We start from the raw sequence: 26418 nt of genomic DNA, 5'->3' as shown, positions 1-26418 counted from the left end.
CCATGTTCATCACACGTATTCTGCAAAACGATCGGGGTGGGCAAATCATGCTGGCGGTATTGGCGCTGGTGTTGGTGCTTGTTCCTGTCTTGAATTTGCTCGTGCCGGAAGGCAGTTTTCTGCACATGCCGACGTATTTGGTGACGTTGCTCGGCAAGTATTTGACCTACGCATTGTTAGCCGTGGCGGTGGATTTGGTGTGGGGGTATCTGGGAATCCTCAGCCTCGGACACGGGGCATTCTTTGCGCTCGGCGGTTACGCAATGGGCATGTATTTGATGCGCCAAATCGGTGATCGTGGCGTGTATGGCAATCCAGAACTGCCGGATTTCATGGTGTTTTTGAGCTGGAAAGAACTGCCGTGGTTTTGGCAGGGCTTTGATATGTTCTGGTTTGCGATGCTGATGGTGTTGCTCGTACCGGGGCTGCTGGCGTTTGTGTTTGGCTGGTTGGCGTTTCGCTCACGGGTGACGGGGGTGTATTTGTCGATCATTACCCAAGCGCTGACTTACGCGCTGTTGCTGGCGTTTTTCCGCAATGAAATGGGCTTTGGCGGTAATAATGGGCTGACCGATTTCAAGGATATTCTCGGTTTCAGCCTGCAATCGGACAATACGCGCATGACCTTGTTCGTGCTGTCAGGGTTGGCGTTGGCGGGCGGGTATTTGCTGTGTCGTTACATTATCAACTCCAAGCTGGGGCGGATTGTGGTGGCGATTCGGGATGCGGAAAGCCGTACCCGTTTCGTTGGCTACCGCGTCGAACACTACAAGGTGTGGGTGTTTACCGTGTCGGCAATGCTGGCAGGTGTCGCGGGCGCGTTGTATGTACCGCAAGTCGGCATTATCAACCCCGGCGAATTTTCCCCGCTCAACTCGATTGAAATCGTCATTTGGGTAGCGATTGGTGGGCGTGCCACGCTCTACGGCGCGGTGCTAGGCGCGATTCTGGTCAACTACGCCAAAACGGTGTTCACCGGACTGATGCCGGAATCGTGGATTTTTATGTTAGGTGCGTTATTCGTGCTGGTCACGCTGTATTTGCCGCAAGGCTTGGCAGGGCTGGTGCAACAGTTTCAAGCAAAAGGCTGGTTACAACGGAGGGCTGCGGCATGAGCGAAGGCGCACATTTACGCCAAGCGGAAGCGGGGCAACCGGATGCCAGCCACAAGGCGATTCTGTATCTGGAAGGGTTAAACGTCAGCTTTGACGGTTTCAAAGCCATTAACGATCTGACGTTGTACATCGACTCCGGCGAATTGCGTTGCATCATCGGCCCCAACGGCGCGGGCAAAACCACCATGATGGACATTATCACCGGCAAAACCCGCCCCAACAGCGGGCAGGCGTGGTTCGGGCAAACCGTGGATTTGCTGAAACTCTCCGAACCCGAAATCGCTAACGCGGGTATCGGGCGCAAATTCCAGAAACCCACCGTATTCGAGTCGCACAGCGTCGCCGAAAATCTGGAACTGGCGATGCACGGCAATAAAAGCGTGTGGTACAGCCTCCGCGCCCGTTTGAGCGGCGAACAGCAAGCCTTGATTGATGAAACCTTGCACACCATCGGCTTGACCGAAAACTACCATCAGCAAGCAGGTGCGTTATCGCACGGGCAAAAGCAATGGCTGGAAATCGGCATGTTGCTGGTGCAAAAGCCGTATTTGCTGCTGGTTGACGAGCCTGTGGCGGGAATGACGCATCAGGAAATGGAGCGTACTGCCGAATTGCTCACCTCTCTGGCAGGCAAGCATTCGGTGGTAGTGGTGGAACATGACATGGATTTTGTGCGTTCCATCGCCAACAAGGTCACGGTGCTACACCAAGGCAGCGTGTTAGCCGAAGGCACAATGGATGAAGTGCAAAACGATCAGCGCGTGATCGAAGTGTATTTGGGGGAATAAATGCTCAAAGTCGAACAACTCAATCAGTATTACGGCGAGAGCCACACGCTGTGGGATCTGGAAATGCACGTCCCGGAAGGGCAATGCACCGTGCTGATGGGGCGCAATGGCGTGGGCAAAACCACCTTGCTCCAGTGCATTATGGGCTTGATCAAAGCGCGGGCTGGCGTGATTCAGTATCAGGGGCAAAACCTGCGGGGGTGGATGCGGAAAAGCGTGCCAACCTTGGCATTGGTTACGTGCCACAAGGGCGGCAGATTTTTCCGCTGCTGACGGTGGAAGAGAATTTGCTGATCGGTTTACCAGCGCGGCGCGATAAGGTGCGTAGTATTTCGCCGTTCATTTTTGAGCTATTCCCAGTGTTGAAGGAAATGCTGGGGCGACGTGGCGGCGACTTGTCCGGCGGGCAACAGCAACAGTTGGCGATTGGGCGGGCGTTGGTGCTTGACCCGAAATTACTGATTCTCGACGAACCGACCGAAGGCATTCAGCCGAATATTGTGGCGGAAATCGGCGACATTATCCGCAAGCTCAACAAAGACATTGGGCTGACGGTGTTGCTGGTGGAACAGAAACTGCCGTTTGCGCGGAAAGTGGGCGATCGGTTTTGTATTCTGGATCGCGGGCGGCGCGTGGCGGAGGGGGAGATGCACACGCTGGATGATGGGTTGATTCAGCGGTATTTGACGGTGTAACGCCGCCAAATCCGTCTATTCTGTGGGCAACGTTTGTGCATAAATGGTTAGACACAGTTCCAGATCACTGATCGACTCGTATTTCGGCAATTTACCAGACAGTTTCTCACTTTCCCGCAGCAGCATTTCGACCCCGAAACCGCGCCTATCCATCAGGTAGCTTTTGCCCAAGCCGACTTCATCAACCGGGTAATAACGCGAAAACAGGCTGGCGAGGATTTCGTTACGCGGCACAGACAAACGGCTCATCGACTCCAACGATAAGGTGTTAGGCAATGCGCCCGGTGAATGGATTTCCAGCCGATCGGCGAACATGAACAAGCGAATACGTTGCGCGTGCAGGGAGTAATCCCGATGTGCGACAGCGTTCACAATCGCCTCAAACACTGCGCCCAAATGGTATTGCGGATAATCCACGCGCCCCAAGGGTTTACGTGCCGCCGTGGTCATGTTACGACGCACAAAGTGGAAAGCATCCAGTATTTGCCTATCCAATGGCCCCCGGATTTCCTGTGCATCCAGTTGCTCATTCGGGTCATTCCGCAAGCCGCTATGGGCGACAGCAAGAATTTCAGCATTACGTAACCATTTGGTTGGGTCTAACGTGCAGAGCAATACCCCCGCAATGGTGGGCAGGGCTTCACCCTCACGATTGTCAATCAAATGCAGCCGTGCCAATTGGGTAATCACATCACCTTGGTCGGGCTTGAGAAAACGGCGTAATAACAATGCGTCAAGATCATCGAAACTGGCTTTAGGGACGACTTGCTCCTCAAAACGCACAATCCGCGCCTGACTGCGTTGCTGGAATAAACGCGCCAACATATCCGGTTGCATTTCGCGTTTGGCGTGACCAATGCGTTTGAAATAGCCATTCGCACTTTGGTGTACCCACAAACTACGCGGCACTTCCACCACGATCACGGCTTGTAACTGTCCTTGTGTATCCGGTAGTTCGAGGTGATGGGTGACAACTTCCAGCGGTGGCTTAATACGATCCGTGCAAATGGCAGTTAGCCATGTTTCTGCCCGATCCAGATGTTCGGCGGGAATCCCTGTGACAGCACGGGTTTTATCGTCGACCCCAAACACCATCAAGCCGCCATTGGCATTCCCCATTGCCGCCAATTCATCCGATAAACCATCGGGATGTGGCTCAAGATTTTTGCCAGCGTCTTTGATAGTGATCTGTTTGAGTTCCAGCGTGGAATCTTCGCCCAAACGAATGCGCTGCATGAGGTGGGTGAGGTTCATCGGTTGTCTCCAAACAGGCTGTTTCTTGAATGCTTGCAGTATAGCGTAATGTGAACGCTGTCACCGCTATGCTATAACACATGCCCGCGACTGTTGAACAAGGTAAATCGATGCAAAACACCTCACTCCCCCCAAGCTGGCAAACTGCCATCGGTGCAGAATTCACCAAACCCTACATGCTCACTTTGAGCCACTTTCTGCAAGCCGAAGCTGCGGCTGGCAAACACATCCTACCCCCGCCAGAACAGCGTTTCAACGCCCTGCAAAGCACACCGCTGGATCAGGTCAACGTGGTGATTCTCGGTCAAGACCCATACCCCACGCCCGGACACGCCCACGGACTGGCATTTTCAGTGCAACCCGATGTTACCCCGTTGCCGCGTTCGCTGCTCAATATCAACCGCGAATTGCAAGACGACCTCGGCATCGACAACCGCCATACCGGTTGCTTGCAAGCGTGGGCAGCGCAGGGCGTGTTGCTGCTCAATACCGTGCTGACGGTAGAGGCAGGCAATGCAGGTAGCCATCAAAAACGCGGCTGGGAAACCTTCACCGATACCATTATCCAAGCCGTTAGCACCCAAACCCAACCCGTGGTGTTTATTCTGTGGGGCAATCACGCGCAGAAAAAAACCGCACTGATCGACACCACGCGCCATTGCATCATTGCCAGTGTGCACCCGTCGCCCTTGTCAGCACGGCGTGGTTTTTTCGGTAGCCAGCCGTTTTCCCGCGCCAATGCATTTTTGCTTGCCAATGGTAGAATTCCTATCAATTGGTCACTGCCGGTGCGTTGCAAATCCCTTTAATAAATAATTACTTGCTAATATTCACTCCATGCGGGGATATGGCATTTCTGCCCGCTTCTCGGTACTCTTTGCGCCATCACCCACAGTTAGCACACCAACGAGAGCAGCCCTACATGAATATGGAACAATCCTTGGGTTTGGGTAAGTTACGCCCAGACACTGATGCCGAGCGCCGCCGCTTACAGCTTTACATCAACCTCAAACTCTCCTCCACTGGGCAACCCGCCTCCCATGCCGGAGACAACGAATTCCTCTCCATCGCCGACGACTTGCTCGCCAGTTACCGCGAAAAAAACCGTTTGTTGGCAGGCTATCTTTGCCCAGCCGACCAGCGTATTCAAGATTTCCTCGACAGCTATCTCGCGGATTGTGGCGCGGAAAAAGTCCGCCTGCCCGGTAACAGCATCGTCCTCGACCGCTACGGCGTGGCGCGGGAACTCTCCTTACCGTCTGATGGCGATGCCTTCAAATCCGACATCGTATCGAGCTATCGCATCAAGCAAGGCATTTTGCACAACCCGGCGAATGACCGCCGCACCACCAAAGGCTCGTTCCACATTGCCGAAGGCGGCTTGCCGATCCCCGGTGACAAAAAAGCCGTGCCGAAAATAGCGTATGCGCGGATGTTGCAACACGCCCTCAACCCGCCGGACGACTTGCTGGCACTGCCTTTTACCGCCAATGAAGAACACAAAGCGCGTCTATTCGTATCGCTATTATTACGCCCCGTAGTTTGCCCCGAAATCCCCGGTAGCGAAGCCGAAAAGAGCATGGAAATCCGCTTTTTTGCCCCCGGCAATCTGGTCAGCAACCTCGATTTTGTCGAAAGCATTTTCGGCAATGCAGGCAACCCCTACCTGCCCAAACACGATGCCGCGCTCGACGTGGAGCATTGGACAGGGCATACCGGCTGCGTGATTCTTGCCCCGCATTTGACCCGCCTGACCAAACAGGAATTGGGTTTGCCGCATTACGATCAAGCCAGCGCACGCCAGCGCAAAGACGGCATGTGCTGGAAAGAAGAGGGCGAACGTTACAACGACGGCAGTGCTTTCAAAATTGTGGCACGCGATAAACGCGGCGTGATTGTCACCATCCTCGCCGACAACTATTACGGCTATTGCAAGAAAGAAGTCAAAACCCAGATCAGCTATTCCGCCAACCTGTTCGGGCTGGCTGAAGAAGAACACGCAGGCGGCGCACTCGCGTTCCAACGCCGTAACCACGGCGAAGAATACGGCACGGATAGCCGCACCCGCAAACGTCCTGACGTTTACAATTTCGACAGCATGGTGACGCAATTTGGCGCGGTGATGGACGTGCAACCCGAAGGCTACGCCATCGACAAGGTACACCCCGATCTGATCTATTTGCCGCTCGACATCCGCATGGATTTGCGCACCCAAAGCATTCGCTGGAAAAATGCCAGCGGCGAACACAGCCTTAAATTGCGCCCGAATAAAGTCTATATGCAGCCCAACGGCTACAAGACCGAGATGCAGAAACACCCGTCTGCTCCAAGCTGGCGGATTATTGGTACGGATGCGGAAGGCACGTTTTGCCACAAGCCCTGCACGGTATCCGGTGGCGGCAAGTCCGAAATTTCCAAATCGCTGAATGATGCGGTGATTTACGGCCCAGTATTCGTGCAAGATTTCGAGACGGATATGGATCAAGTCGCGGCGATTTTCGACTACGATTACAGCACCCGCTTCAAGCCCGAATGCGCAGACGAAGACCGTGACCCTTCCCGCCAACCGCTCAGTGAAGAACGCAGCCTTGGCTCGGTGATCAAGTTGTTTACGCCATCACCCAGCCATACCGATGCCTACAATGCGTGGCTGTCGGCGATTCCTGCGCGGATTTTGTCGCAAGCTTTCATTATCAAGCGCATGTACAAACCAGAATGGGGCAATGATTGGCGCAGCCATTTCTCGGTGGACGTGATCAACGGGATGCCGGGGAACGCGCTCAAGCAGGAGGGGCGCGATTTGGTCGCCTCGTATTTGCGGGTCGGCTTGGGCAAGGGCGGCAACTGGCGCACCTACAAAGTCCGTCAAGATTTTATCGCCACCGAAAAAGTGCAGATGGAAGACGATATTAGCGCGTCGGTCGTAGTCAGCGCGGCAGCATTACCCAACACGTCGCCGAAATCCTCCAACCCCAGCGTAAAACTGGTGAAAAACTGCGAATATCGCCTGTTCCAACGCCCTGATGAAGCGATTCATCGCGGTTTTGACAAGCAAACCGAGTTCGACATGGCGCAAATGGGCAATTTCATTGCCAATTTCGAGCCGCTCAAGGGCGATAACCTCACCGAAATCGTTGAGGATGTGGTCGAGTTCCAGAAATACACCGCGCCAATGGCTAATCTGCTGCAAGCGGCGTGTGAGTCCGGCGAATACGTGGTGTCGTCCGCCAACCCGCGTTTGGTGAATGGTAAGCCCAGCGAAAACCCGCGTTATTTGCAAATCCGCCCTGATTTGCAACAGCCGATGCGTAAATACATTGCGGAAATGGGGGCGCGTTTCCTGCGGCGCGTGCCGTTGGATCAGCCGCTGATGACACCCGTGGATGCAGTGCTGACCGGGCGGCGCAACAATCCGCCGGGTAAGGGGATTCGTCCGCTGGCAGTTTTTAACCCGATCCATTATCAGGAATTGCCGGAACTGTTCATGGATTTCATCTGTAGCGTCACCGGCAAATCGCCGTCCACCACTGGCGCGGGCAGCGAAGGTGCGTTGACCAAAGCACCGTTCAATGCGTTGCGTACCACGGCGGATTTGAACAATGCGCTGGTGTCGTTCATGATCAGCGGCTACGCGGGCTTTTCCAGCGCGGCGGGCTATATCGGCGCGAATTTGCGCGTTGACCACGACATCAGTTTGCTGATTCCCGAAATCTGGTCACGGCTGCGTGAAAACGAGCGTGATCCGGCGTATTTGATTGAACACGGCTATCTGGAAGCCTTGAGCGATTTCGAGCATCACGGGCAATGGGTGCAAGCCAGCCGCTTGGGGTATCGGATTACCGACCGCTTTGTCGCCACCTTCATGGGCAAAATCTTCGACAATCCGGCGGTGGTGTTCGGCGAAGACATCCTCAAACCCGAAACGCAGGGCATGGATGTGTTCGTGGATGGCGTGAACAATATCGTCGAAGCGCAGCAGCAGGTGGCGCAGGCGTATTTGGACGATGGCAGTATTGAAGATGCTTGCCCGCCGCTGAAAGCTTTGCTGCATATCATGGCAACGGGGCAGTATGAGGGCAAGGATGCGCACCATCCTGAGATTCGCGCATTGTTTACCCGCGAGGCATTGCTGGCATCCGATTGGTATCAGCAGCGGTTGGAAACCAAGCAGCAGCGTGATGCGGAACTGTGGGAACGGCATTGTGCGTATCTGCAAGCGTTTCTCGCCAAAGAAACCCATCAGGATGTGGCGGAACGGCTGGATATTGCCGGACGGTTGCAACAGGCGCAGGATAAGCTGGCGCGGATTCGCACAGCGGGGTATTTGGAGAGCTTGCAGGGGACGATAGGCGCGGATTTGTTGAGCTAGTGACATGACGTTTGCTCCGTCCGATCATGGGCGGAGCAAACCGTTGAGTGACTTATTGTTCGAGTTTGTCTTCTTTGGTGGCATCCGACAAGGTGTCCTTACCTGGGCCACCCCGCAAAATGTCACGTCCAGGGCCACCGGACAATAGATCGTCTCCATCTCCACCGTAGAGAATGTCCTTGCCATCACCACCCGATAGCTTGTCATTCCCCGCGTCGCCACAAATGAGGTCGTTACCCTCTTTGCCGTCGATAGAATCATTGCCACCTAATCCGACGATGACATCATCGCCTGCGGTACCAACAAGGTTATCCGCGCCTGTAGTGCCTAGAATAGTGGCAAGCTTGCCATCGCAGTACCAAGCTTGGGGCGGAGAAATTTTATCTACGGCACGTAGCGCATCCACGAATCCGTAACCCGTTCCATAATCGAAGCCCCGATCAAAATTTGCGGTATTGGGATCATTCATATCCCGTGCGGTGCTTTTTATGGCGTTGTAAACATGATCCGGCGAGGCAAACGGATTCCTTTCCCGCATCAGGGCGGCGACACCCGCCAAGTGTGGGGCGGACGCAGACGTACCAAAGAAATCAGGATACCCGGAATTATCCAAGTCAGGGCCACTGAAAAACGATGTGTCCACACCGTCAGGGCCAATGATCGCAGGTTGTTCGCGTTGTTCCGGTTTTGCTAAGCGATTGCCTTTGCTATCAAACAGAATGGGGGTTCCACCTGCGGATGAGTAACTTTCTACAAGGGCTGGACTCTGCCCAAATTTTGGGGTTTCACGATAATAGGCCGCTCCCACGCCCATACCGCCACGGCTATTGGCGTGACTGGTTATTGTACTGCTGTTGGTGTCGTTTTGATCCGTGATGGTTGCGCCATAAACAATGGTTTTCAATTTGCCGGGTTTATTGCCTTCCAACCTAGCAATACGGACACTTACCGTGAATGGTCGGTCGGGGAATGGATTGGCTGTAGCAAAGCCATCCAGTGCATCCATGCCTATATTGGGTATATTGCTGTAGAACTGAAACGCCTCACAATTACTGCCCGCATAGAGCAGCAGACCAAGATCATTGGTAGCACCTGCGCCACCGGCTGAAGTAAACGGTTCATCCCATTGCAGTAACAATTGGAACGTAGCGCCGGGAGGAATTTCAATTTCAAAACAACTATCCACCGCCGCACTCGGATCGAAATCGACAAGAGGCAATCCCAATGAGGTATCTTCTGCATAGTCCGTGAATTCCGCTGAATCGCGCCCGCTGTTACCGGCAGAACTGAAATAGGTTACTCCCCGGCTTTTTACCTGATCAATGGCTTGAGAAATGACACCATCTTGAAAGTATGGTTCAGTCAGATAGAAAGCATCATCGACAATAACTTTCGCCCCTGCATCTGCCAGATTAATGATGGCTTGCGCATAATTGGCTTCTCCTCCTTGGGCAGTATGGAATAACAAGGGAGCATCAGGGGCAACGTCGTGGATAACTTCCATGAGGGCGCGACCTTCATCTACAGGGACTGTGTTACCGCATACCTTTTCGACTATGAGTTCGGTCTGAGGGTCTTTCTCAAAAATAAAATATTCTTTTAAAAGATTAACATTGCGGGGTAATTCACCCTTGCTTACGCCCAATGCTGCACCGCCTAGACAGTTATAGCTATCAGAGATCACCCCGACAGGGACGTTTTTACCGGTTACGTTCAGTTGACGTCGGGCTTTGTCCGCTTGAATGGCTTGATCACCCTGACTTTTTACTTTTCCCTGCGTTGCGTCCCCGTGGTTATTACGAAAGGTTGAAGAACGGGCGAAATTCAATTCGGCGACGCCTTCCATCTCTGCCAATTTATCGACCGGAAAACTACCTGACACCATCTTCCCAAACGTGGCGATACCGTTCATGCCCAATGCCTTCAATTTCGTCGCTAACGCCGTGGTATTACCATCGGTGGCAACGGCATCAATAACCACGTAGCCGTTAGCGGTAGGTGGCAAGAGGGTACTCATTAGAGCGTTTGGCGCTGCAAGACTTCTGGTGGTACGGGCATTGCTAGAGGCTGCAAGCTGGTCTAACCCACCTTGGAGCTTGCTTGGGCTGCGCGGTGACTGCATAAGTTGTTGTAAGGCGGCTGGTGTTTGTGTTGTCGCTGTTTCCGCGCAAACCGTGCTCCCCACGTTGAAACCGGCTGCAATCATGCAACCTGTCAGAATGTTTTTTAACATAAATGAACTCTCTGTTACCCATTACAAGAGCCTTAGATATTAGTTTTTTATTTTTTTGTTTATAGAATAAATGGATTGGTGTGTATCAAACAGTGGACGAATGGAATGAGAACGCAGGCTTAGTGAAAGAATTCGCATGAAATGCCGTACAATAGGCAAGTGTCTTAAACAGGCGCTTGCCTTTTGTAAATATTGTGATGGAACAATGGGATGAAACTCAAGCAACTGACCTTGGAAAACTTCCGGGGTTTCAAAAAACTCGAACTTGCGTTAGACCCGCAACTGACTGTATTGGTGGGGACTAATGGAGCGGGCAAGTCGTCAGTGCTGGATGCGTTGGCGATTTTATTATCGTGGGTGGTTGCCCGTGTTCGGCGTGCTGGTGGTTCTGGTCGAGCGATTAGTGAGCTGGATATTTATAATCGGGCAAGCTATGGGATGCTCAACGTTGATACTAATAGTGCTAGTCCATTTCATTGGCAATTGGTGAAAGGTAAAGCAGGTCATGTTCGTTCCGATTCTGTAACCGTGTTAGACAAGCTGTCCGAATATGCCAAAACCATTCAGCAACAGATTACTGATACAGATGAACAGTGTTCTATCCCATTGTTCGCCTATTACCCAGTAAACCGGGCAGTGCTTGATATTCCTTTGCGTATCCGTACTTCTCATGAATTTGGATTGCTGGATGCTTGGGATGAGGCTTTGACCAGTGCTTCCAATTTCCGCAGTTTTTTCGAGTGGTTTCGCAATCGGGAAGATGTGGAACATGAAAAAGAGATCCGTAAACTCTTGGATACTATGTGGGAAGTTGATGATGTTTACGCCCGCAATAGAAAAAAAACTAACTATCAGGATATTCAGTTACAGGCTGTTCGCAGGGCGTTAGAGGTTTTTCTTCCTGATTTTTCGGAATTTGCAGTGCGGCGCAGTCCGTTGCGGATGACTGTTAATAAGCATGGGCAAGAGGTGCGGGTCGATCAGCTTTCCGACGGTGAGAAATGTTTGATTGCTTTGGTTGCCGATCTTGCCCGTCGTTTGGCGATTGCCAATCCTCCGCTGAAAAATCCATTGGAAGGTGAAGGGATTGTGTTGATTGATGAAGTGGATTTGCACTTGCACCCTAGTTGGCAGCGAATGGTACTGCCGAAGCTCACTGCGACTTTCCCCAATTGCCAGTTCATCGTATCCACCCATTCGCCGCAAATATTGGGTGAAGTGGATGCCAGTCAAATCCGTATTCTGACGCAGGATGAGAACAACGACATCCATTACAGCATTCCGCAACAGGCCAAGGGTTTGACCAGCAATGAGGTGCTGGATGAATTGATGAGTACCTCGGATGGTTTACAAACACTCTCGCGGAATGCGGGAGTTGAAAAGCAGTTGGATACATTGTTCCGGCTGATTGATGACGAGAAATTCGATCAGGCAAAAATTGAAATTGCCCGAATGAAGGCAGAACTGCACGGTGACATCCCGGATATTGTGCGTGCTGAAGCACTAATGACGATGTTGGGTGCAGAATCTGAAGATGAGGCTGCATGAGGGCAATTCAAAAGCAGCAGGAACCGGATGAACTGACCCAATACCGCTTACAACCCTGTGCGATGTATGACGGTGATGCCAGTTTTACCCCAGTAAAAGCTAAAATCCGTGAGCATTTGTTGGGAGAACAAGGGCATTTGTGTGCAGACTGTATGCAGCGGATTCGCGTGGATACGATGAAAATTGAACATTGGCAGTGTCAAGACAATCACCCCAATGCCCAGCTTGATTACAAAAATATGTTGGGTGTTTGCACCGGAAATGAAGGTCAGCCTCCAAAAAACCAGACATGCGACACCAGAAAGGGCAATGCTGATCTTAAATACCACCCCGCAAATCCTACTCATCGCATTGATAGCCAGATTAAGTACTTGGGTAACGGCAAAGTTCTTGCAGATGATCCAGAATTTGACCAGCAGTTAAACACTGTTTTGAACTTGAACTATTCACGTCTGGTGCAAAATCGTAAAAGAATTGTCGATGATGTCATTAGACTGCTCGGTAAAAAAGATGGCAGCCGCACTCCTGCACAAATTCAGAAAATACTGGAACATTGGCTTGTCCCCAATCGAGATAATCAGCTTCAGCCTTACAGCGGCGTTGCCGTTTACTTCCTCACTAAACGCTTAAAACAGGCATCAAGGAACAACTAAATATGGAACAGGAACTCGAACAGGCACAGGCTGTTCCCACCTTTACAGACTTCGCACTCGCCGCGCCGCTGTTACAAGCTGCGCAAAAAATGGGCTTTGTGCAACCCCGCCCTGTACAGTTAGCCGCGATTCCACGCGCCATGACGCGCCGCGATTTGCTGGTCAGCGCTGAAACCGGCAGTGGCAAAACCGCCGCGTTTTTGCTGCCGACCTTGCACCATTTGCTAACAAACCCATCCGAATATTTCGGTACTCGCGCCTTGGTACTCGTGCCGACGCGCGAATTGGCAAAGCAAATTCACCAGCAATGCCTACAATTGACCGAATTCACCGGGCTAAAAGTGGGGCTGATCACGGGCGGCGCAGATTTTCGCGTGCAGCAAAACATGTTGCTCAACAATGCCGAAATCGTCATCGCCACACCGGGGCGCGTGCTGGAATTAATGGCGGCGCAAACCCCTGAGTTTTCGCGTTTAGAAGTGCTGATCCTCGACGAAGCCGACCGGATGCTGGAAATGGGCTTCAGCCAAGAACTAGAAACCATTGCGGCGGCGTGTAATCCCGAACGCCAAACGCTGCTATTTTCTGCCACGCTTCAGCAATACGGCATGATTAAAATCGCCGAAAAGCTGTTGCGTGACCCCGATATGTTGCGCTTGAATACGCTGCAAGACGAACACGCAAACCTTGAGCAACAAGTGATTATTGCTGATGATATTGCGCACAAACAACGTTTGCTGGCGTGGTTGCTGCTGAATGAAACGTTTGCGAAAGCGGTGGTATTCACCAATAGCCGAGCGCGTGCGAGTGAATTGGTCGGCGGTTTGCAAGCCAAGGGCGTGCGTTGTGGCGTGTTGCATGGCGAGATGGATCAGAAAGAGCGCAACCGCATTATGGCGTTTTTCCGTGATGGCACGATCAAGGCGCTGATTTCGACCGACCTTGCGGCGCGGGGTTTGGACATTGCCGGTGTGGAATTGGTGATCAATGTGGATGTGCCGCGCACCGGCGTGCATTACATCCACCGCATTGGGCGCACCGGGCGCGGCGATGCGAAGGGTACAGCGATTACCCTCGTGCAAAGTTCCGAATGGAATTTAATGGTGAATATCGAGCGGTTTTTGAAACAGCGTTTTAATCGACGCACCATCGCAGGCTTGGTCGGCACATACACCGGCCCTCAGAAACTCAAAGCTTCTGGTAAGGCGGCGGGCAGCAAAAAGAAAAAACTCGCGAAAAAAGCGGCGGCAGCCAAAAAAGGCAAAAAGCGCTAAGGTTCGCGATAGGGCAGATGCTCACTGGCGGAACGCATGTAGTCCGCCACACTGCCTTTTTCATACTCCGCATGACGCGCCACGGCTTGCCGGAAGGTCTCTTCCCGCAACCAATGCGCCGAACGGGTCAGGGTCGGGATAAACCCACGCGGAATCTTGTGTTCCCCCTGCGCTCCCGGTTCAAATACCTGCAAACCCTGGCGGATACAATATTCAATGCCTTGGTAATAACACGCCTCAAAATGCAGGCTGTCGATGTCTTGGGTGCAGCCCCAATGCCGCCCGTACAAGCGCGTGGCACTGGCAAACATTAACGAACCAGCGATGCATTCGCCCTCACGGTTATCCGCTAAAATCAGGAAAACTTGTTCGCCCAACGCCGCCGCCATTTCACGGAAAAAACCGACGTTTAGGGTGGGAATGCCCCATTTGCTTTCAAACGTGTGTTGGTAGAAAAACGCGAAACGCGCCCAATCCTCTGCCGTTGCGGTAGTGCCATCGAGCAGGCGTAAATTAACCCCGGCATCTACCACTTTACGGCGTTCCTGCTTAATGTTTTTGCGCTTTTTCGAGGTAAGGGCAGCGAGGAAATCGTCAAAGCTGTGGTAATCCGCATTGCGCCAATGAAACTGGCAATCGTGCCGCACGGTTAGCCCTTGCTCTGCCAACCATTCCAATTGCTCGGCGGGGGAAAACAGGCAATGAAAACTGCTGCATTGCAAGGCTTCTGCCACTTGCGCCACTGCCGAGAGTAAATAGGGAAACAGTTCCGCCTCGCGCCCGACTTGCACCAATAAGCGTTGCCCGCTGGCAGGCGTGTAGGGAATCGCGGAAACCAATTTGGGGAAATATTTCATTCCCTCACGCTCATACGCTTGCGCCCAGGCATGATCAAACACAAATTCGCCATACGTATTGTATTTTTCGTACAGGGGCATGGCGGCAACCAACACACCGTCCTCGTAAACCACAATATGGCGTGGCAACCAGCCAAATTCTTCGCCAACACAGCCGTGGTGTTCCAGCGCTGCCAAAAATTCGTGGCGTAAAAACGGGTTATTGTCCTGCACCAGCGCATTCCACTGGTCGGCTGCCACTGAATCGAGGTTAGGGAGAATTTCAATTTTCATGGGGCGGATGCTACCCCGTTCAGGCGGGGCGAACAATTTCCCCGGTAATCCCGTGGCGGATTTCGGTGGGTTGCGCTTGATCGCCTAAGGGCGCATCCACAATCGCATCCAATTGCGCACCGAATTGCTGGTGTACTTCAGCGGCGCTGCGGGCGGGGGGGTGATCACTCAAATTGGCGCTGGTGGAAATCAGCGGGTGGCCCAGTTGTTGGCAAAGGGCGCGGCAAATCGGGTGGGCGCTAATGCGTACTGCCAGCGTGTCGTGATTGCCGCGTATCAGTGGGGAAACCTCTGGGCGCACTGGCAACAACCACGTTACTGCCCCCGGCCATGTGGGGAGGATGCGGGCTTGCAACGTCGCATCCAGCGGTAACAGATACGGCTCCAGTTGTGACAGGTCAGAGGCAATTAAGATTAACCCTTTATCGGCGGCGCGTTGCTTGAGGGTGAGGATGCGTTGCACGGCGACTAGATCAGCGGGGTTGCAGCCGAGACCGAAGACAGCTTCGGTGGGGTAAGCAATCACGCCGCCGGATTGGACGGCGTGAAGGGCAACGGATGAATCGCGGGTCAACATGCGTTAGCTCGCTGATTTTTTCGGGCTAGGCGCTTTTTTGCTTGCCGTCGGTTTCTTCGCGGCGGGCTTTTTGGCTGCGGCGGCTTTTTTCGGCGCGGCTTTGGCTTTCGCCGGTTTTGCCGGGGCATCGGCGGCTGGCTGTTCTGCCGATTCTGCGGCGGGCGTAGCGGCGGCTTTCTTCGCACCTTTCTTGGCAGTTTTGGCTTCGGCAACGACCGCAATCAAGGCTTCGCATTCTTCCAAGGTCATGCTATCCGGTTCACGGTCTTTGGGCAGACGTGCTTGCACTTTGACGCGCTTGATGACTTTGTTGATGTACGGCCCCCAGCGGCCTTTGAGGATTTGCACCCCATTGCCGAAATCCACCAGAATCTTTTCCGCATCCTTGATTTTTTTCTCGGCAATCAGCTCCAACGCCCGCTCCAAGGTAATGGTGTGCGGGTCGTCTTCCTTTTTCAGCGAGGCGAATTGGTCGCCGTATTTGACGTAAGCCCCGAAGCGCCCGACATTGGTGCTGATGGCTTTGCCGTCTTCGGTGTCGCCTAATTGGCGGGGTAGTTTGAAGAGTTCCAGCGCTTCTTCGAGCGTGACTGTATCCAGCTTCATGCCGGGGCGTAAGCCCGCGAAGACCGGCTTTTCTTCATCGTCTTTGGTGCCAATTTGCACCATCGGCCCAAAGCGCCCTAAACGCACCGACACGGGTCTGCCAGTGGCGGGGTCAATGCCGATTTCACGCGATTGCAGCACGTCGCTGCGGTTGACGCTTTCCATTTTTTCGTCAACCAGCGTGTGGAACGGTTGCCAGAAAGCATCCATCACCGGAACCCAAGCTTTTTCACCGCGTGAAATTTCATCCAGCTCGTTTTCAAGGTTGGCGGTGAAATCGTAGTCCACGTATTGGGTGAAATGCTCCGTCAAAAACCTGATTACAATGCGCCCAATATCGGTCGGGGTGAAACGGCGGCTTTCCAGCTCGACGTATTCACGCGCCAACAGGGTCGAAATAATGCTGGCATAGGTGGATGGTCGCCCAATGCCATATTCTTCCAAGACTTTGACCAAAGAGGCTTCCGAGTAGCGCGGTGGCGGTTCGGTGAAATGTTGTTCGGCGGCAATGTCATTGAGGGTGACGCTTTCGCCTTCTTCCAACGGTGGCAGCGGGTTTTCCTTTTCGCTGGCACGGTCATCCAAGCCTTCCTCATACACCAGCAAGAAACCGGCATCGCGGATGGTAGAGCCGGACGCACGGAAAAAACTGCCTGCGGCGGCGGTCAAATCCGCCGACACCGTATCCAGCGTGGCGTAGATCATTTGGCAGGCAACCGTGCGTTTCCAGATCAATTCGTACAGCTTGAACTGTTCTTCATTGAGGTGGCTTTTGACCTGTTCCGGGGTGCGGTATGCCGAGGTCGGGCGTACCGCTTCGTGCGCTTCTTGCGCGTTTTTGGATTTGGTTTTGTAGAAATTCGGCGTTTCCGGCAATTTATCTTGTCCGTAACGTTGTTCGATCAAACCGCGCAATTCGCCAATGGCTTCGTTTGCCAGCGTTACCGAGTCGGTACGCATGTAGGTGATTAAACCCACCGGGCCGCTGCCCAAATCAATGCCTTCGTACAATTGCTGGGCAACCCGCATGGCGCGTTGGGTGGAAAACTTGAGTTTGCGTACTGCTTCTTGCTGCAAGGTAGACGTGGTGAAAGGCGGCGCGGGGTAACGCTTGCGCTGTTTTTTCTCGACTTTGCTGACGAGGAGTTTGCCATTAGCGGCTTGCAATAAATGCTCACGCACTTCGGTTGCTTGCGCTTCATTATTAATGTCGAATTGGTCGAGTTTGTGATTATCCAGCGTGTGCAAACGGGCATTGAAGGCTTGCCCGTTCTTGGCATTTTGCGCGGTCATCGTCCAGTATTCTTGGCGGATGAAGCGTTCGATTTCGTCTTCCCGTTCCACAATCAGACGCAAGGCGGGGCTTTGCACCCGTCCGGCGGACAGGCTGGGTTTGATTTTGCGCCACAGCAACGGGGAGAGGTTGAAACCGACCAGATAATCCAAGGCGCGGCGGGCTTGCTGCGCATCCACCAAGTCGTAGGCGAGGTCACGCGGGTTGGCAATGGCTTCTTGCACGGCGCGTTTGGTGATTTCGTGGAAGACCACGCGCTGCACGTTTTTGCCCTTGAGTGCGCCGCGTTCGTTCAATAATTCGTATAAGTGCCAAGAGATGGCTTCGCCTTCGCGATCCGGGTCAGTCGCGAGATAAAGGTTGTCGGCTTTTTTGAGCGCCCGCGCAATCGCATCGACGTGCTTTTGGTTGCGGTCGATGATTTCATAACGCATCGCGTAGCCGTTGTCGGGGTCGACTGCGCCTTCCTTGGGGATCAAATCACGCACATGCCCGTAAGAGGCGAGTACTTCAAACCCGTTACCCAAGTACTTTTGGATGGTTTTCCCCTTCGCAGGAGATTCGACAATTACTAGATTTTCGCTCATTTCTTATGCTTCCAAGCAACGCTGCCCGTGTTTCGATTAGTCACAAGGCGGCATTTTATGCTTGTAAGCGGGGTGAAAGTAAAGTTTTGCGGCGGTAAAAGGTGAAATTAGCCACGACAGCCAGCCCTATTGTGTGGCAATAGCGTCCAGCAGGCGTTGTATGCTGGCTTCAAATTGATCATCGTAAATGCGGATGCCGTTTTTGCGTGACAGCGTTTGCAGGGTTTCCGGCAATGCGGCGGCGGTGGGCATTTGTGCATTTTTTAATAAGACAGGAATCACGCGAATGTTGCGCTGCAAGGCTTTGGCGATTTCCATGCGCACAAAATCGTTGGGGTCATCCAAGCGTCGTCCATTGGCATTGGCGGCGTTTAGCCATTGCTCCCCAATCATCACTAACACGGTATTGGCTTTGGTTAGCACTTTGTCGAGGTGTACGACAAAATCTTCCCCATGCGGAATATCATCCACATCCATAAACACTGCGTTATCGCCCAACGCCCGCTTGAGTTGCTCGTAAATCGCCAAGGTATAACCGCTGCTATCGTCACGCCGATAACTGATGAAAACGGCTTCATCCCCGAACGCTTGTATGACTTTTTACCACCCCGTAACGCCCTTACCACAAAAAACGCTACGATTGCCGCAAACAGCAGTAGCACCAGCAACTGCCAATTTTCTGTTAACCCTTTGAGCACGGCGCTTTTGCCATCCACATCAATGGTGATCGGTTGTGAATACACCAGCTTGTTTTTCAGGCCAGAGTCAAAGTGAATGCTGACTTTTAGGGTTAAACGCTGATCTTTAGCGGCTTGTAAAGGGGTCACGTCAAATGACCACTCGGTGTAGCCGCTGGCTTCCAGCAATTGCTGTTCATCCGTAATGGGTATGACGTTAAATTTGTCGCCGTATAGCGATACCGACATCCGTTCACTGACCCGTACAGTGTCTTTGATTACGTCGCCAGTGCCGATCAAGCCGCTGGCATCAATCGCATCGCGGCTAATGCGCACTTCGATACGCTCGGTTTTGTCCCGAATCATGTGCGTGGGCGGGTTGAATAAAATGTTGCCGAATTCAGGTTCTGGAGAGCTATCCATCGTGGCAGCAGATGCCATTGCCGCAGTATCATCCGACGCGGGTTCACCGCCGATGATCAAGGTTGGCTCTTCTTGCATCGAATAGGCAATAGGCTCTTCACTCGCCATGGTTTGTGTTTGTTCTGTGGTGGGAGCGGGGGCTTGCTCTGACAGTTTCCCGCACGACATCAGCCAGTAACCGATGATGAGTAATAAGCCAATACGACTTAAAAACTTAAGTGATTTTGTGGTTAACACCGTTTATTCCCCGCAAGCCCGCTAACGTTACTGCAATTATAGTCGTTACTGCGCCGTCTGCCGGTTATTACATGACAATACCGTTACAGTTCAGGCGAATCCGCGTAAAATCGTTCCACGTATTTTGAAGGACAGCATTGCCATGATTGAATTACTCCCCCCGCCCAGTATTGTGCCACTGGAACACATTCTGCCCGATGAGCCGTTATTAATGATGGGCGCGGGGCCTGTGCCGATCCCGCAAAAAGTCGCAGCAGCCAATTCCATTGTTATTAATCACTTGGGCGAAACCATGAGCCGCGTGATTGAGCAGGTCAAGGACATGGGGCGCTATGTGTTTCAAACCGAATCCAGCCATGTGATGGCAGTCAGTGGCCCCGGTTCCGCCGCGATGGAAATGGCGGTTGCCAATCTGGTGACACCCGGTTCACGGGTGCTGTGCATTACCAATGGTTATTTCAGCCAACGCATGGCAGAAATGGTGCGGCGGGTACGGGGAGAGCCGACCATTTTGGAAGCTGTCCACAACGAAGGTGCGGATGTGGCTTTGGTCGAGCGTGCGTTGCAGCAAGGGCAATTTGATGTTGTCACCCTAGTGCAAGGCGAAACATCTAACACCGTGTGCAACAAAAACCTTAACCAAATCGCCAAGCTTGCCAAACGCTACGGCTGTTTGGTGATTGTCGATGCGGTGTGCACCCTCAGCACCATGCCATTGGCAATGGATAGCTGGCAGGTAGATGCGATTATTACCGGCGGGCAAAAGGGCTTGTCGTCGATTCCGGGCGTGTCCTTGCTGGCCTTTTCCGAATCCGCTTGGGCGAAAAAGATTGCGCCGCGCAAAGAGTTGCCATTCCACTGGTGTTTGGATGCGCAATTGGCGGATAAATTCTGGAATCAAAAATCCTACCATTACACCGCGCCAGTTTCCGGCATCCTCGCCTTGCACGAAGCGTTGCGCTTGGTATGTGAGGAAACCTTGCCGCAACGTTTTGAGCGCCATTTACGCTGTTCCGAAGCCTTGCAAGCGGGTATCGAAACCATGGGTTTGCAGCTTTTGATCGAAAAGCAGCACCGCTTGAATTCGGTCGTGGGGATTGTCGTACCCGATCATGTGTCTGCCGATGTCGTCCGTGCACACATGTCGAAAGTGCATAAAGTGGAAATTTCCGGCGCGTTTGGGCTGAATATCTTGCGTATCGGGCAAATGGGCGAACAAAGCCGCGCTTACAACCTGTTCCGCACCTTGCACGCACTCGGTTCGAGTATGCGGGCAGCGGGAGCGGAATTGGACTTGCCAGCGGGGATGGCAGAAATGGAACGGGTATTGTCGGGCGAAGGTTAGGCTTTTTTCACGATAAAAATCACCCCGTCTACGCCGGTAACACGTACCCGTGTGCCGGAAGGCAGATCGTCACCGCGCACCCGCCAAGCAGTGTCGCCCACGCGCATCGTGCCGCGTCCGTTGATAATCGCCTCGGTCAGGGTGTATTCCTTGCCGAGGTGACTGTGCAAACGGTTATTGAGATCGGGCGTGTCGGAATGAATATTCGCTTCACTGAAGCGCGATTTACGCCAACCAAATACGCTTACCAGCGACACCAGCGCGAAAATCAGGATTTGCCCACTCAGCGGCAATGAGGGGATTAGCCACAGGGCGATACCGGCGACGATTGCGCCAAATCCGAACCACATGACCAGCATCGCGGGAATGAAGATTTCCAGCGCCATGAGCAACACGCCGAAAATCAGCCAATGCCAGAATTCCAGTGCTAGTGTCTCCATCAGGTTTTATCCTTCATCGCTTTCCAGAGTTCATTGATGCTGCCGATGGAACCCATCAAACCACTGGTATCCAGCGGCATGAAAATGGTTTTTTGCTGGTTGGAATCGGCAAATTTGCCCAGCGCTTCGACGTATTTTTGCGCGACGAAGTAATTGAGGGCTTGCACATCACCCTCTGCCACGGCTTTGGACACCATTTGGGTGGCTTTCGCTTCGGCAAGTGCTTCGCGTTCACGGGCTTCGGCACGCAGGAAGGCGGCAGTTTTCATGCCTTCGGCTTCGAGGATTTGCGCTTGCTTTTTGCCTTCGGACTCGGTGATTTGGGCGCGTTTTTGGCGTTCGGCGGTCATTTGCAGGTTCATGGCGCGTACCAGTTCGGCGGGCGGCTCGATGTCTTTGATTTCGACGCGCAGCACTTTGACACCCCAAGCGTTGGTGGCTTCGTCCACAATGGTGAGCACCCGGATGCCGATTTCATCACGCTTGCTTAGCAGGTGGTCAAGCTCTAAACCGCCGCACACCGAACGCAAGTTGGTCATGATCAGGTTTAAAATCGCGTGTTGCAGGTTCGACACTTCATACGACGCTTTCGCGGGGTCAAACACTTGGTAGAACACCACGCCGTCAATGTTGACGTTGGCATTGTCGGCGGTAATGACTTGTTGGGGGAGGATGTCGAGCACCTGCTCCATCATGTTCACTTTGCGCCCGACGCGGTAGATCATCGGAATGAGTAAGCCCAGACCGGGTTGCATGGTGGTGACATAACGCCCAAAGCGCTCGACGGTGTAGTTGTAACCTTGCGGTACCATTTTAACGCCCATGAAGATGAGCGCGGCGATGAAGATTAGGATAGCGATGGCAAATTCAGTCATGAATAGCTCCTTGCAGATGCGGTGGATTTGTTGTTGGTATTACGTATTAGTGTAGTCCTGCGAATGGCAAAGGGCGACTATTTCCAGATGAAGATGGGGTTACTTTGGTGCTTGTTGTTTCAGCTCTTGCAGCATGGATTCACGCAAAATCGCATTCAAGCGCGTTTGGTAGCCGCTTCCTTTGGATTTGAGCCATGCCAAAATATCGGCATCCAATCTGACGGTGGTGGTTTGTTTGTTGGGGCGGTATAACGGGTTTAATGCTGCACGATACCATTCTGCTCCGGGTGCTGCGGGTGGTGCATCGCTGTAATCAATCGCGGCATCGGGTTTGGCTGCCAAGGTTGCCAGCATTTGCTGTTGTTCGACAGACAATACTGGCAGATTAGCAGGGTCAACTGTTCGCTTGATGGTACGCTCGTGTTTCGCTTTCATTGGCTTTTCTCGCTGAAATTAACCGGATGATTTCATCGTCCTGACCGCGCAGGGTGTAGACCACATATAGCAACGCAGGGTTGACTAGCCCAATGGTTATCCACCTATCCTCATTGTATTGTTCGCGCCCGTCGTAGCGTTCGATTCGCAGTGGGTCAAAAAATACCAAGCTGGCAAGGTCAAAATTGATGCCGTGTTTGCGTTGGTTGCTGGCATCCTTGGCATCGTCCCACTCAAACTGCATCGTTGCTCCTATGTTACTACAAGTATGTAAATACTGACAAAGCCAAGTATAGAACGTTTTGTGTCGTAGTACCGCCGTATTGCTACAACCTACTTCAATCATAAAAATAAACATTAAAGAAAAATTTATATTGATTGCCATGATTCGTTTGGTAAACTTTACGAGTATCTATGTCATTCGCTGCATGAGATTTGCTATGGAATTGGAAAATGTTACTTCTTGGATCGAACATCTCAATAAGCCATTTCTAGTTCTCCCGCTGATAAAGAGAAACGTAATGCCTAGTTGAAGCGGCTGGGTGGTTAGATGGTATTTTTCTGATGAAGTGGAAAACTGAATTTTCATTTCCCGTGGGTATAACTATGAAACACCTCCTTGTCGACATCTCCGCCCACGGCTTCGGTCACGTGGCGCAAACCTCAGCGGTATTGAACGCACTCGATTGCACCAACATCCGCCTCACCATCCGCTCCAGCGCCGCTGAAAAAATGCTGCGCGAACGCATCCGCCATCCCTTCACCCTGATTCCCTACCAGCAGGATGCAGGCATGGTGATGCACGATGCGCTGCGGGTCGATATTGCTGCGAGTATGCGTTGGTATGCCGATTTCCACGCCAATTATGCGGCTCGCAAAGCGCAAGCCGCCCGCGAACTGGCACAATTGCAACCCGACTTGCTGTTCGCGAATGTGCCGTATCTGAGTCTGGACGCTGCCGGAGAATGCGGTGTGCCTGCCATTGCGTTGTGTTCGCTGAATTGGGCAGATGTGTTCCACACCTACTGTGGCGGATTGCCGGGCGCGGCGCAGATTCGTGAGGAAATCTTACACGCTTACACGCAAGCCGAATGCTTTCTACAACCCACACCGTCAATGGATATGCACCCCGCCATTCGCACCCAGCCCATTGCTCCCATTGCAGCGCAGGGCAAACGCAATCCCGCTGGGTTACGGCAGCAATCAGGGTTGCCGGATCATACCCGTTTCGTGTTGGTAGCACTCGGTGGTTTGGGCATGGAATACCCGCTGGAAAATTGGCCGCGAATCCCCGGCGTTTGTTGGATTTTTCCCGATGTGGCGCTGACACAAGCGCGTGCTGACTTTTTGCCAGCTTCGCTATTCGCCTTGCCTTATGTGGATTTGCTGGCATCGTGTGATGCGGTGATTACCAAAACGGGCTATGGCACGCAGACCGAAGCGGTCGTCAATCAAGTACCGACTTTATGCATTACTCGCCCCGGCTGGCCGGAAGAACCCAATTTACCCGATTGGCACGCGCAACACGGCGAGCTGACACTGATTGATTGGAAAACGCTGCAAACCGGGGGATTTACCCATCAGATTCGGGCATTACTGGAAATGCCGTGGCGAAAACCGCTAGTATTCCCTACTGGAGCGCAGCAAGCAGCCGAGCGCCTGCTAAATCGAATAACCTCACCCTAAGGAGCAAACACCATGCAAGACGGCATCATTCAAGATGGCATGAAAGGTATTTCCAATATTGTTGATAACCCTTACAAGCATTTGCAAAAAATCGCGGGTGAACTGGACAGTTACGATACCCGCGACAAAATTGATCGGGTATTGGACGAGTTGGATTTCATCCACGAGCTGATTGACCCCGAAGCGCAGTCCATGGTGTCACAAGTGACCAAGACGCTGATGGAACGTTACCGTGCACTGGCCTAATTATTGCCAATAAAAAATTTAATCTATTCATAAATAAAAATATTTTCATTGACCCTCAGTGGCTTCTTGCTTAAAACGTTTACTTTGAGTAAAGAGTGTCCACCTCATGAGAAAAATCATCCCCCGCGCCGTCAGCGTGTTGCTGGCGTGTGCTTCGCCTTTTGCCCATGCCGCAGGCTGCCAAACCCTCAGCAGCGACAACTTGCAAGCCAGAGCCAGTGCGTATAAACCCTTGATTCACAATGCCGCGACGCAACACGGCGTAAGTTCCAGTCTGGTGAAAGCGGTGATTACGGTGGAAAGTTGTTTTCGTCCTAAAGCGCGTGGCTCGCTAGGGGAAAAAGGCTTGATGCAACTCATGCCCGCCACGGCACGCCGCTTCAATATTCGCAATGGGTATAACGCCCAGCAAAATATCCACGGTGGCACCCGTTATCTGGGCTATTTGCAGCAACGCTACAGCGGTGATTTACCGCGCATGGTTGCGGCTTATAACGCAGGCGAAGGCCGCATTAAACCGGGCGGGCGCATTCCGAATAAAGCGTATGTGAGTAAAGTGATGCAAGCTTACAGCAAATTTTCTGGCAAAAGCGCCAGTGCCGAAGTGAGTGTGAAACAAGCCACGTTCAAAACCCTTGAAAAATCAGCCGCTAAACGGGTTAGTCACGGCTTGCCTTGGGCGGATTTGCATACCGGCACGTATCAAGTGAAAGCGGGTGATACCGTGTACGAAGCGATGCGTCAAACCGGCGTGCCGGTCAAAAAATTGGTACGTTTGAATAACCTGTCCGCGCCTTACACCATTAAGGCGGGACAGGTATTGCAGCTAAATTAAGCCTTAGCTATTGTTGCCACCAAAGCTGGCACGCCCGACGATCAGCGGGTCAGCTTGGCTGATATTGCGAAGATCTTTGCCGGTGTAGTCCATCTTATTCAGCACGTAACGCATGGCGTTGAGACGCGCCCGCTTTTTACAGTCTGATTTCACGATAATCCACGGGCATTCGGAGGTGTCGGTGTGGAAGAACATGGCTTCTTTTGCCTTGCCGTATTCATCCCATTTTTCGAGGGATGCTAAGTCAATCGGGCTAAGTTTCCACTGTTTGAGCGGGTGAATTTCGCGCTCTTTAAAGCGACGGCGCTGCTCTTTGCGGCTGACGGAGAACCAGAATTTAATCAAGTGAATGCCACTGTTCACTAAATGGCGTTCCAATTCCGGGGCTTGGCGCATGAAAGACAGGTATTCCGCTTCGTTACAGAAGCCCATTACGCGCTCAACACCGGCACGGTTGTACCAAGAGCGATCCATCAGCACGATTTCACCGGCAGACGGTAAGTGTTGGATATAACGCTGGAAATACCATTGCCCCCGTTCCATTTCGGTGGGCTTTTCCAGTGCCACTACCCGCGCACCCCGTGGATTGAGGTGTTCCATGAAACGTTTGATCGCGCCGCCTTTACCCGCTGCATCGCGGCCTTCAAACAGAATCACAACCCGTTGCCCGGTCTCGCGTACCCATGCTTGCAGCTTGAGTAATTCCACTTGCAGGTGGTATTTCTGTTTTTCGTAAGATTTGCGTGAGAGGCGATTTTTATAGGGATAAACCGCTGAGCGCCAGTCATCGACCAATTCATCATCGGGGCTGACGGGCATTCTGGCTTCGTATTTTTGCCAGCGCAACAGCGCGGTTTTGAGAGCGGCAGCATCATCGGGGGATGCACCTTCCAAAATAGACTCCAGCGCTTTGAAGGCGGCGGCGCTATCGGTCGGTTTGGGGGTAATGTGTTCCAAAATGTCTTCGGCGGCACTGATTTGCGCATCAGACGCTTCCGCACTGGCTTGCAGCACGGCAAACGTTTCCACCGCCTCGGCAGTAATCGGGTCAGTTTCCATCGGTTCGCTTGCGTTAATTTGCTCTTTATCCATTAGG

General features: G+C 52.7%; 25 protein-coding genes. 13 read left to right on the top strand and 12 right to left on the bottom strand.

The genetic code is table 11. The annotated features are described in order from the left end of the window. The first annotated feature begins 2 nt into the window (after positions 1 to 2). From urtC to HMY34_RS08190, 4 genes are read left to right on the top strand one after another with little or no spacing between them, the layout of a single operon-like run. Positions 3 to 1115, top strand: coding sequence for an urea ABC transporter permease subunit UrtC (urtC, locus tag HMY34_RS08200; RefSeq protein WP_202718762.1), 1113 nt, complete (start codon positions 3 to 5; stop codon positions 1113 to 1115). Then, positions 1112 to 1903 (top strand): urea ABC transporter ATP-binding protein UrtD, encoded by a 792-nt coding sequence (gene urtD / locus HMY34_RS08195; protein WP_202718761.1) that lies wholly within the window; start codon positions 1112 to 1114, stop codon positions 1901 to 1903. Before urtC ends, urtD begins: the two co-directional genes overlap by 4 nt. Beyond that, positions 1904 to 2176 (top strand): ATP-binding cassette domain-containing protein, encoded by a 273-nt coding sequence (locus HMY34_RS20540; RefSeq protein ID WP_266096953.1) that lies wholly within the window; start codon positions 1904 to 1906, stop codon positions 2174 to 2176. Beyond that, positions 2104 to 2598, top strand: a complete 495-nt coding sequence (locus HMY34_RS08190; protein ID WP_266096952.1) for an ATP-binding cassette domain-containing protein — start codon at positions 2104 to 2106, stop codon at positions 2596 to 2598. Before HMY34_RS20540 ends, HMY34_RS08190 begins: the two co-directional genes overlap by 73 nt. Before the next feature lie 15 nt (positions 2599 to 2613). On the opposite strand, the gene HMY34_RS08185 is transcribed toward HMY34_RS08190, so the two are convergent. Next, the gene (locus HMY34_RS08185; RefSeq protein WP_202718760.1) at positions 2614 to 3852 is read right to left on the bottom strand and encodes an ATP-binding protein; all 1239 of its coding nucleotides are present in this window, start codon (positions 3850 to 3852) and stop codon (positions 2614 to 2616) included. Positions 3853 to 3962: 110 nt separating this feature from the next. Here HMY34_RS08185 and ung point away from each other — a divergent pair, with 110 nt between their 5' ends. Together ung and HMY34_RS08175 are read left to right on the top strand one after the other, a co-directional pair. Continuing rightward, the gene (gene ung / locus HMY34_RS08180) at positions 3963 to 4661 is read left to right on the top strand and encodes a uracil-DNA glycosylase (protein WP_202718759.1); all 699 of its coding nucleotides are present in this window, start codon (positions 3963 to 3965) and stop codon (positions 4659 to 4661) included. 113 nt (positions 4662 to 4774) lie between these two features. Beyond that, positions 4775 to 8221 carry a PPi-type phosphoenolpyruvate carboxykinase family protein gene (locus tag HMY34_RS08175; RefSeq protein ID WP_202718758.1) on the top strand — a complete coding sequence of 1149 codons (3447 nt, stop codon included), beginning with the start codon at positions 4775 to 4777 and terminating at the stop codon, positions 8219 to 8221. A gap of 52 nt (positions 8222 to 8273) precedes the next feature. Here the strand turns inward: HMY34_RS08175 and HMY34_RS08170 are convergent, their stop codons facing one another. Then, positions 8274 to 10454 carry a S8 family serine peptidase gene (locus tag HMY34_RS08170; protein WP_202718757.1) on the bottom strand — a complete coding sequence of 727 codons (2181 nt, stop codon included), beginning with the start codon at positions 10452 to 10454 and terminating at the stop codon, positions 8274 to 8276. Positions 10455 to 10664: 210 nt separating this feature from the next. Between HMY34_RS08170 and HMY34_RS08165 the strand changes: the two genes are divergently transcribed. Genes HMY34_RS08165 through HMY34_RS08155 form a run of 3 tightly spaced genes read left to right on the top strand, consistent with a single transcriptional unit; the run spans position 10665 to position 13929 of the window. Beyond that, a complete protein-coding gene (locus HMY34_RS08165) occupies positions 10665 to 12002 on the top strand; it encodes an AAA family ATPase (protein WP_202718756.1) in 1338 nt (445 codons plus the stop codon). Then, positions 11999 to 12655 carry an HNH endonuclease family protein gene (locus HMY34_RS08160; protein WP_202718755.1) on the top strand — a complete coding sequence of 219 codons (657 nt, stop codon included), beginning with the start codon at positions 11999 to 12001 and terminating at the stop codon, positions 12653 to 12655. Before HMY34_RS08165 ends, HMY34_RS08160 begins: the two co-directional genes overlap by 4 nt. Positions 12656 to 12657: 2 nt before the next feature. Continuing rightward, positions 12658 to 13929, top strand: coding sequence for a DEAD/DEAH box helicase (locus HMY34_RS08155; RefSeq protein ID WP_202718754.1), 1272 nt, complete (start codon positions 12658 to 12660; stop codon positions 13927 to 13929). On the opposite strand, the gene HMY34_RS08150 is transcribed toward HMY34_RS08155, so the two are convergent. The 5 genes from HMY34_RS08150 to HMY34_RS20155 all read right to left on the bottom strand — a co-directional run bounded on the left by HMY34_RS08150 (position 13926) and on the right by HMY34_RS20155 (position 19460). Then, positions 13926 to 15059: a GNAT family N-acetyltransferase gene (locus HMY34_RS08150; protein WP_202718753.1), complete on the bottom strand. Its 1134-nt coding sequence runs from the start codon at positions 15057 to 15059 to the stop codon at positions 13926 to 13928. The genes HMY34_RS08155 and HMY34_RS08150 overlap by 4 nt on opposite strands. A 19-nt stretch (positions 15060 to 15078) precedes the next feature. Further along, a complete protein-coding gene (gene tsaC / locus HMY34_RS08145) occupies positions 15079 to 15636 on the bottom strand; it encodes an L-threonylcarbamoyladenylate synthase type 1 TsaC (protein ID WP_202718752.1) in 558 nt (185 codons plus the stop codon). 3 nt (positions 15637 to 15639) lie between these two features. Further along, positions 15640 to 18123: a DNA topoisomerase I gene (locus HMY34_RS08140; protein WP_202718751.1), complete on the bottom strand. Its 2484-nt coding sequence runs from the start codon at positions 18121 to 18123 to the stop codon at positions 15640 to 15642. A 126-nt stretch (positions 18124 to 18249) separates the two neighbouring features. Next, entirely contained in the window at positions 18250 to 18651 is a 402-nt protein-coding gene (locus HMY34_RS08135) for a toll/interleukin-1 receptor domain-containing protein (protein ID WP_228288014.1), read from the bottom strand. Then, entirely contained in the window at positions 18540 to 19460 is a 921-nt protein-coding gene (locus HMY34_RS20155) for a hypothetical protein (protein WP_228288013.1), read from the bottom strand. Before HMY34_RS20155 ends, HMY34_RS08135 begins: the two co-directional genes overlap by 112 nt. A gap of 142 nt (positions 19461 to 19602) precedes the next feature. Here HMY34_RS20155 and HMY34_RS08130 point away from each other — a divergent pair, with 142 nt between their 5' ends. After that, the gene (locus tag HMY34_RS08130) at positions 19603 to 20805 is read left to right on the top strand and encodes a pyridoxal-phosphate-dependent aminotransferase family protein (RefSeq protein ID WP_202718750.1); all 1203 of its coding nucleotides are present in this window, start codon (positions 19603 to 19605) and stop codon (positions 20803 to 20805) included. Here the strand turns inward: HMY34_RS08130 and HMY34_RS08125 are convergent. From HMY34_RS08125 to HMY34_RS08110, 4 genes are all read right to left on the bottom strand, one after another. Then, on the bottom strand, positions 20802 to 21245 hold the full coding sequence (locus tag HMY34_RS08125; protein ID WP_202718749.1) for an NfeD family protein: 444 nt from the start codon (positions 21243 to 21245) through the stop codon (positions 20802 to 20804). The two genes, HMY34_RS08130 and HMY34_RS08125, sit on opposite strands and share 4 nt — an antisense overlap. Then, positions 21245 to 22120, bottom strand: coding sequence for an SPFH domain-containing protein (locus HMY34_RS08120; RefSeq protein ID WP_202718748.1), 876 nt, complete (start codon positions 22118 to 22120; stop codon positions 21245 to 21247). Before HMY34_RS08120 ends, HMY34_RS08125 begins: the two co-directional genes overlap by 1 nt. A 99-nt stretch (positions 22121 to 22219) precedes the next feature. Continuing rightward, positions 22220 to 22555, bottom strand: coding sequence for a BrnA antitoxin family protein (locus HMY34_RS08115; protein ID WP_228288012.1), 336 nt, complete (start codon positions 22553 to 22555; stop codon positions 22220 to 22222). Next, positions 22515 to 22799: a BrnT family toxin gene (locus tag HMY34_RS08110; protein WP_202718747.1), complete on the bottom strand. Its 285-nt coding sequence runs from the start codon at positions 22797 to 22799 to the stop codon at positions 22515 to 22517. The genes HMY34_RS08115 and HMY34_RS08110 overlap by 41 nt, the downstream gene beginning before the upstream one ends. Positions 22800 to 23161: 362 nt before the next feature. Here HMY34_RS08110 and HMY34_RS08105 point away from each other — a divergent pair, with 362 nt between their 5' ends. The 3 genes from HMY34_RS08105 (at position 23162) to HMY34_RS08095 (ending at position 25322) form a co-directional block, all read left to right on the top strand. Beyond that, on the top strand, positions 23162 to 24241 hold the full coding sequence (locus HMY34_RS08105) for a hypothetical protein (protein ID WP_202718746.1): 1080 nt from the start codon (positions 23162 to 23164) through the stop codon (positions 24239 to 24241). 12 nt (positions 24242 to 24253) lie between these two features. Beyond that, positions 24254 to 24487 carry a hypothetical protein gene (locus HMY34_RS08100; protein ID WP_202718745.1) on the top strand — a complete coding sequence of 78 codons (234 nt, stop codon included), beginning with the start codon at positions 24254 to 24256 and terminating at the stop codon, positions 24485 to 24487. A 106-nt stretch (positions 24488 to 24593) separates the two neighbouring features. Then, positions 24594 to 25322 (top strand): transglycosylase SLT domain-containing protein, encoded by a 729-nt coding sequence (locus HMY34_RS08095; protein WP_202718744.1) that lies wholly within the window; start codon positions 24594 to 24596, stop codon positions 25320 to 25322. Between the two features lie 3 nt (positions 25323 to 25325). Here HMY34_RS08095 and ppk2 read toward each other — a convergent pair whose 3' ends face one another. Continuing rightward, positions 25326 to 26141: a polyphosphate kinase 2 gene (gene ppk2, locus HMY34_RS08090; protein WP_202719159.1), complete on the bottom strand. Its 816-nt coding sequence runs from the start codon at positions 26139 to 26141 to the stop codon at positions 25326 to 25328. Positions 26142 to 26418: the final 277 nt, after the last annotated feature.

Source organism: Thiothrix subterranea (assembly GCF_016772315.1).
Lineage (GTDB): Bacteria > Pseudomonadota > Gammaproteobacteria > Thiotrichales > Thiotrichaceae > Thiothrix > Thiothrix subterranea.
This window is presented reverse-complemented; position numbering and strand designations above follow the sequence as displayed.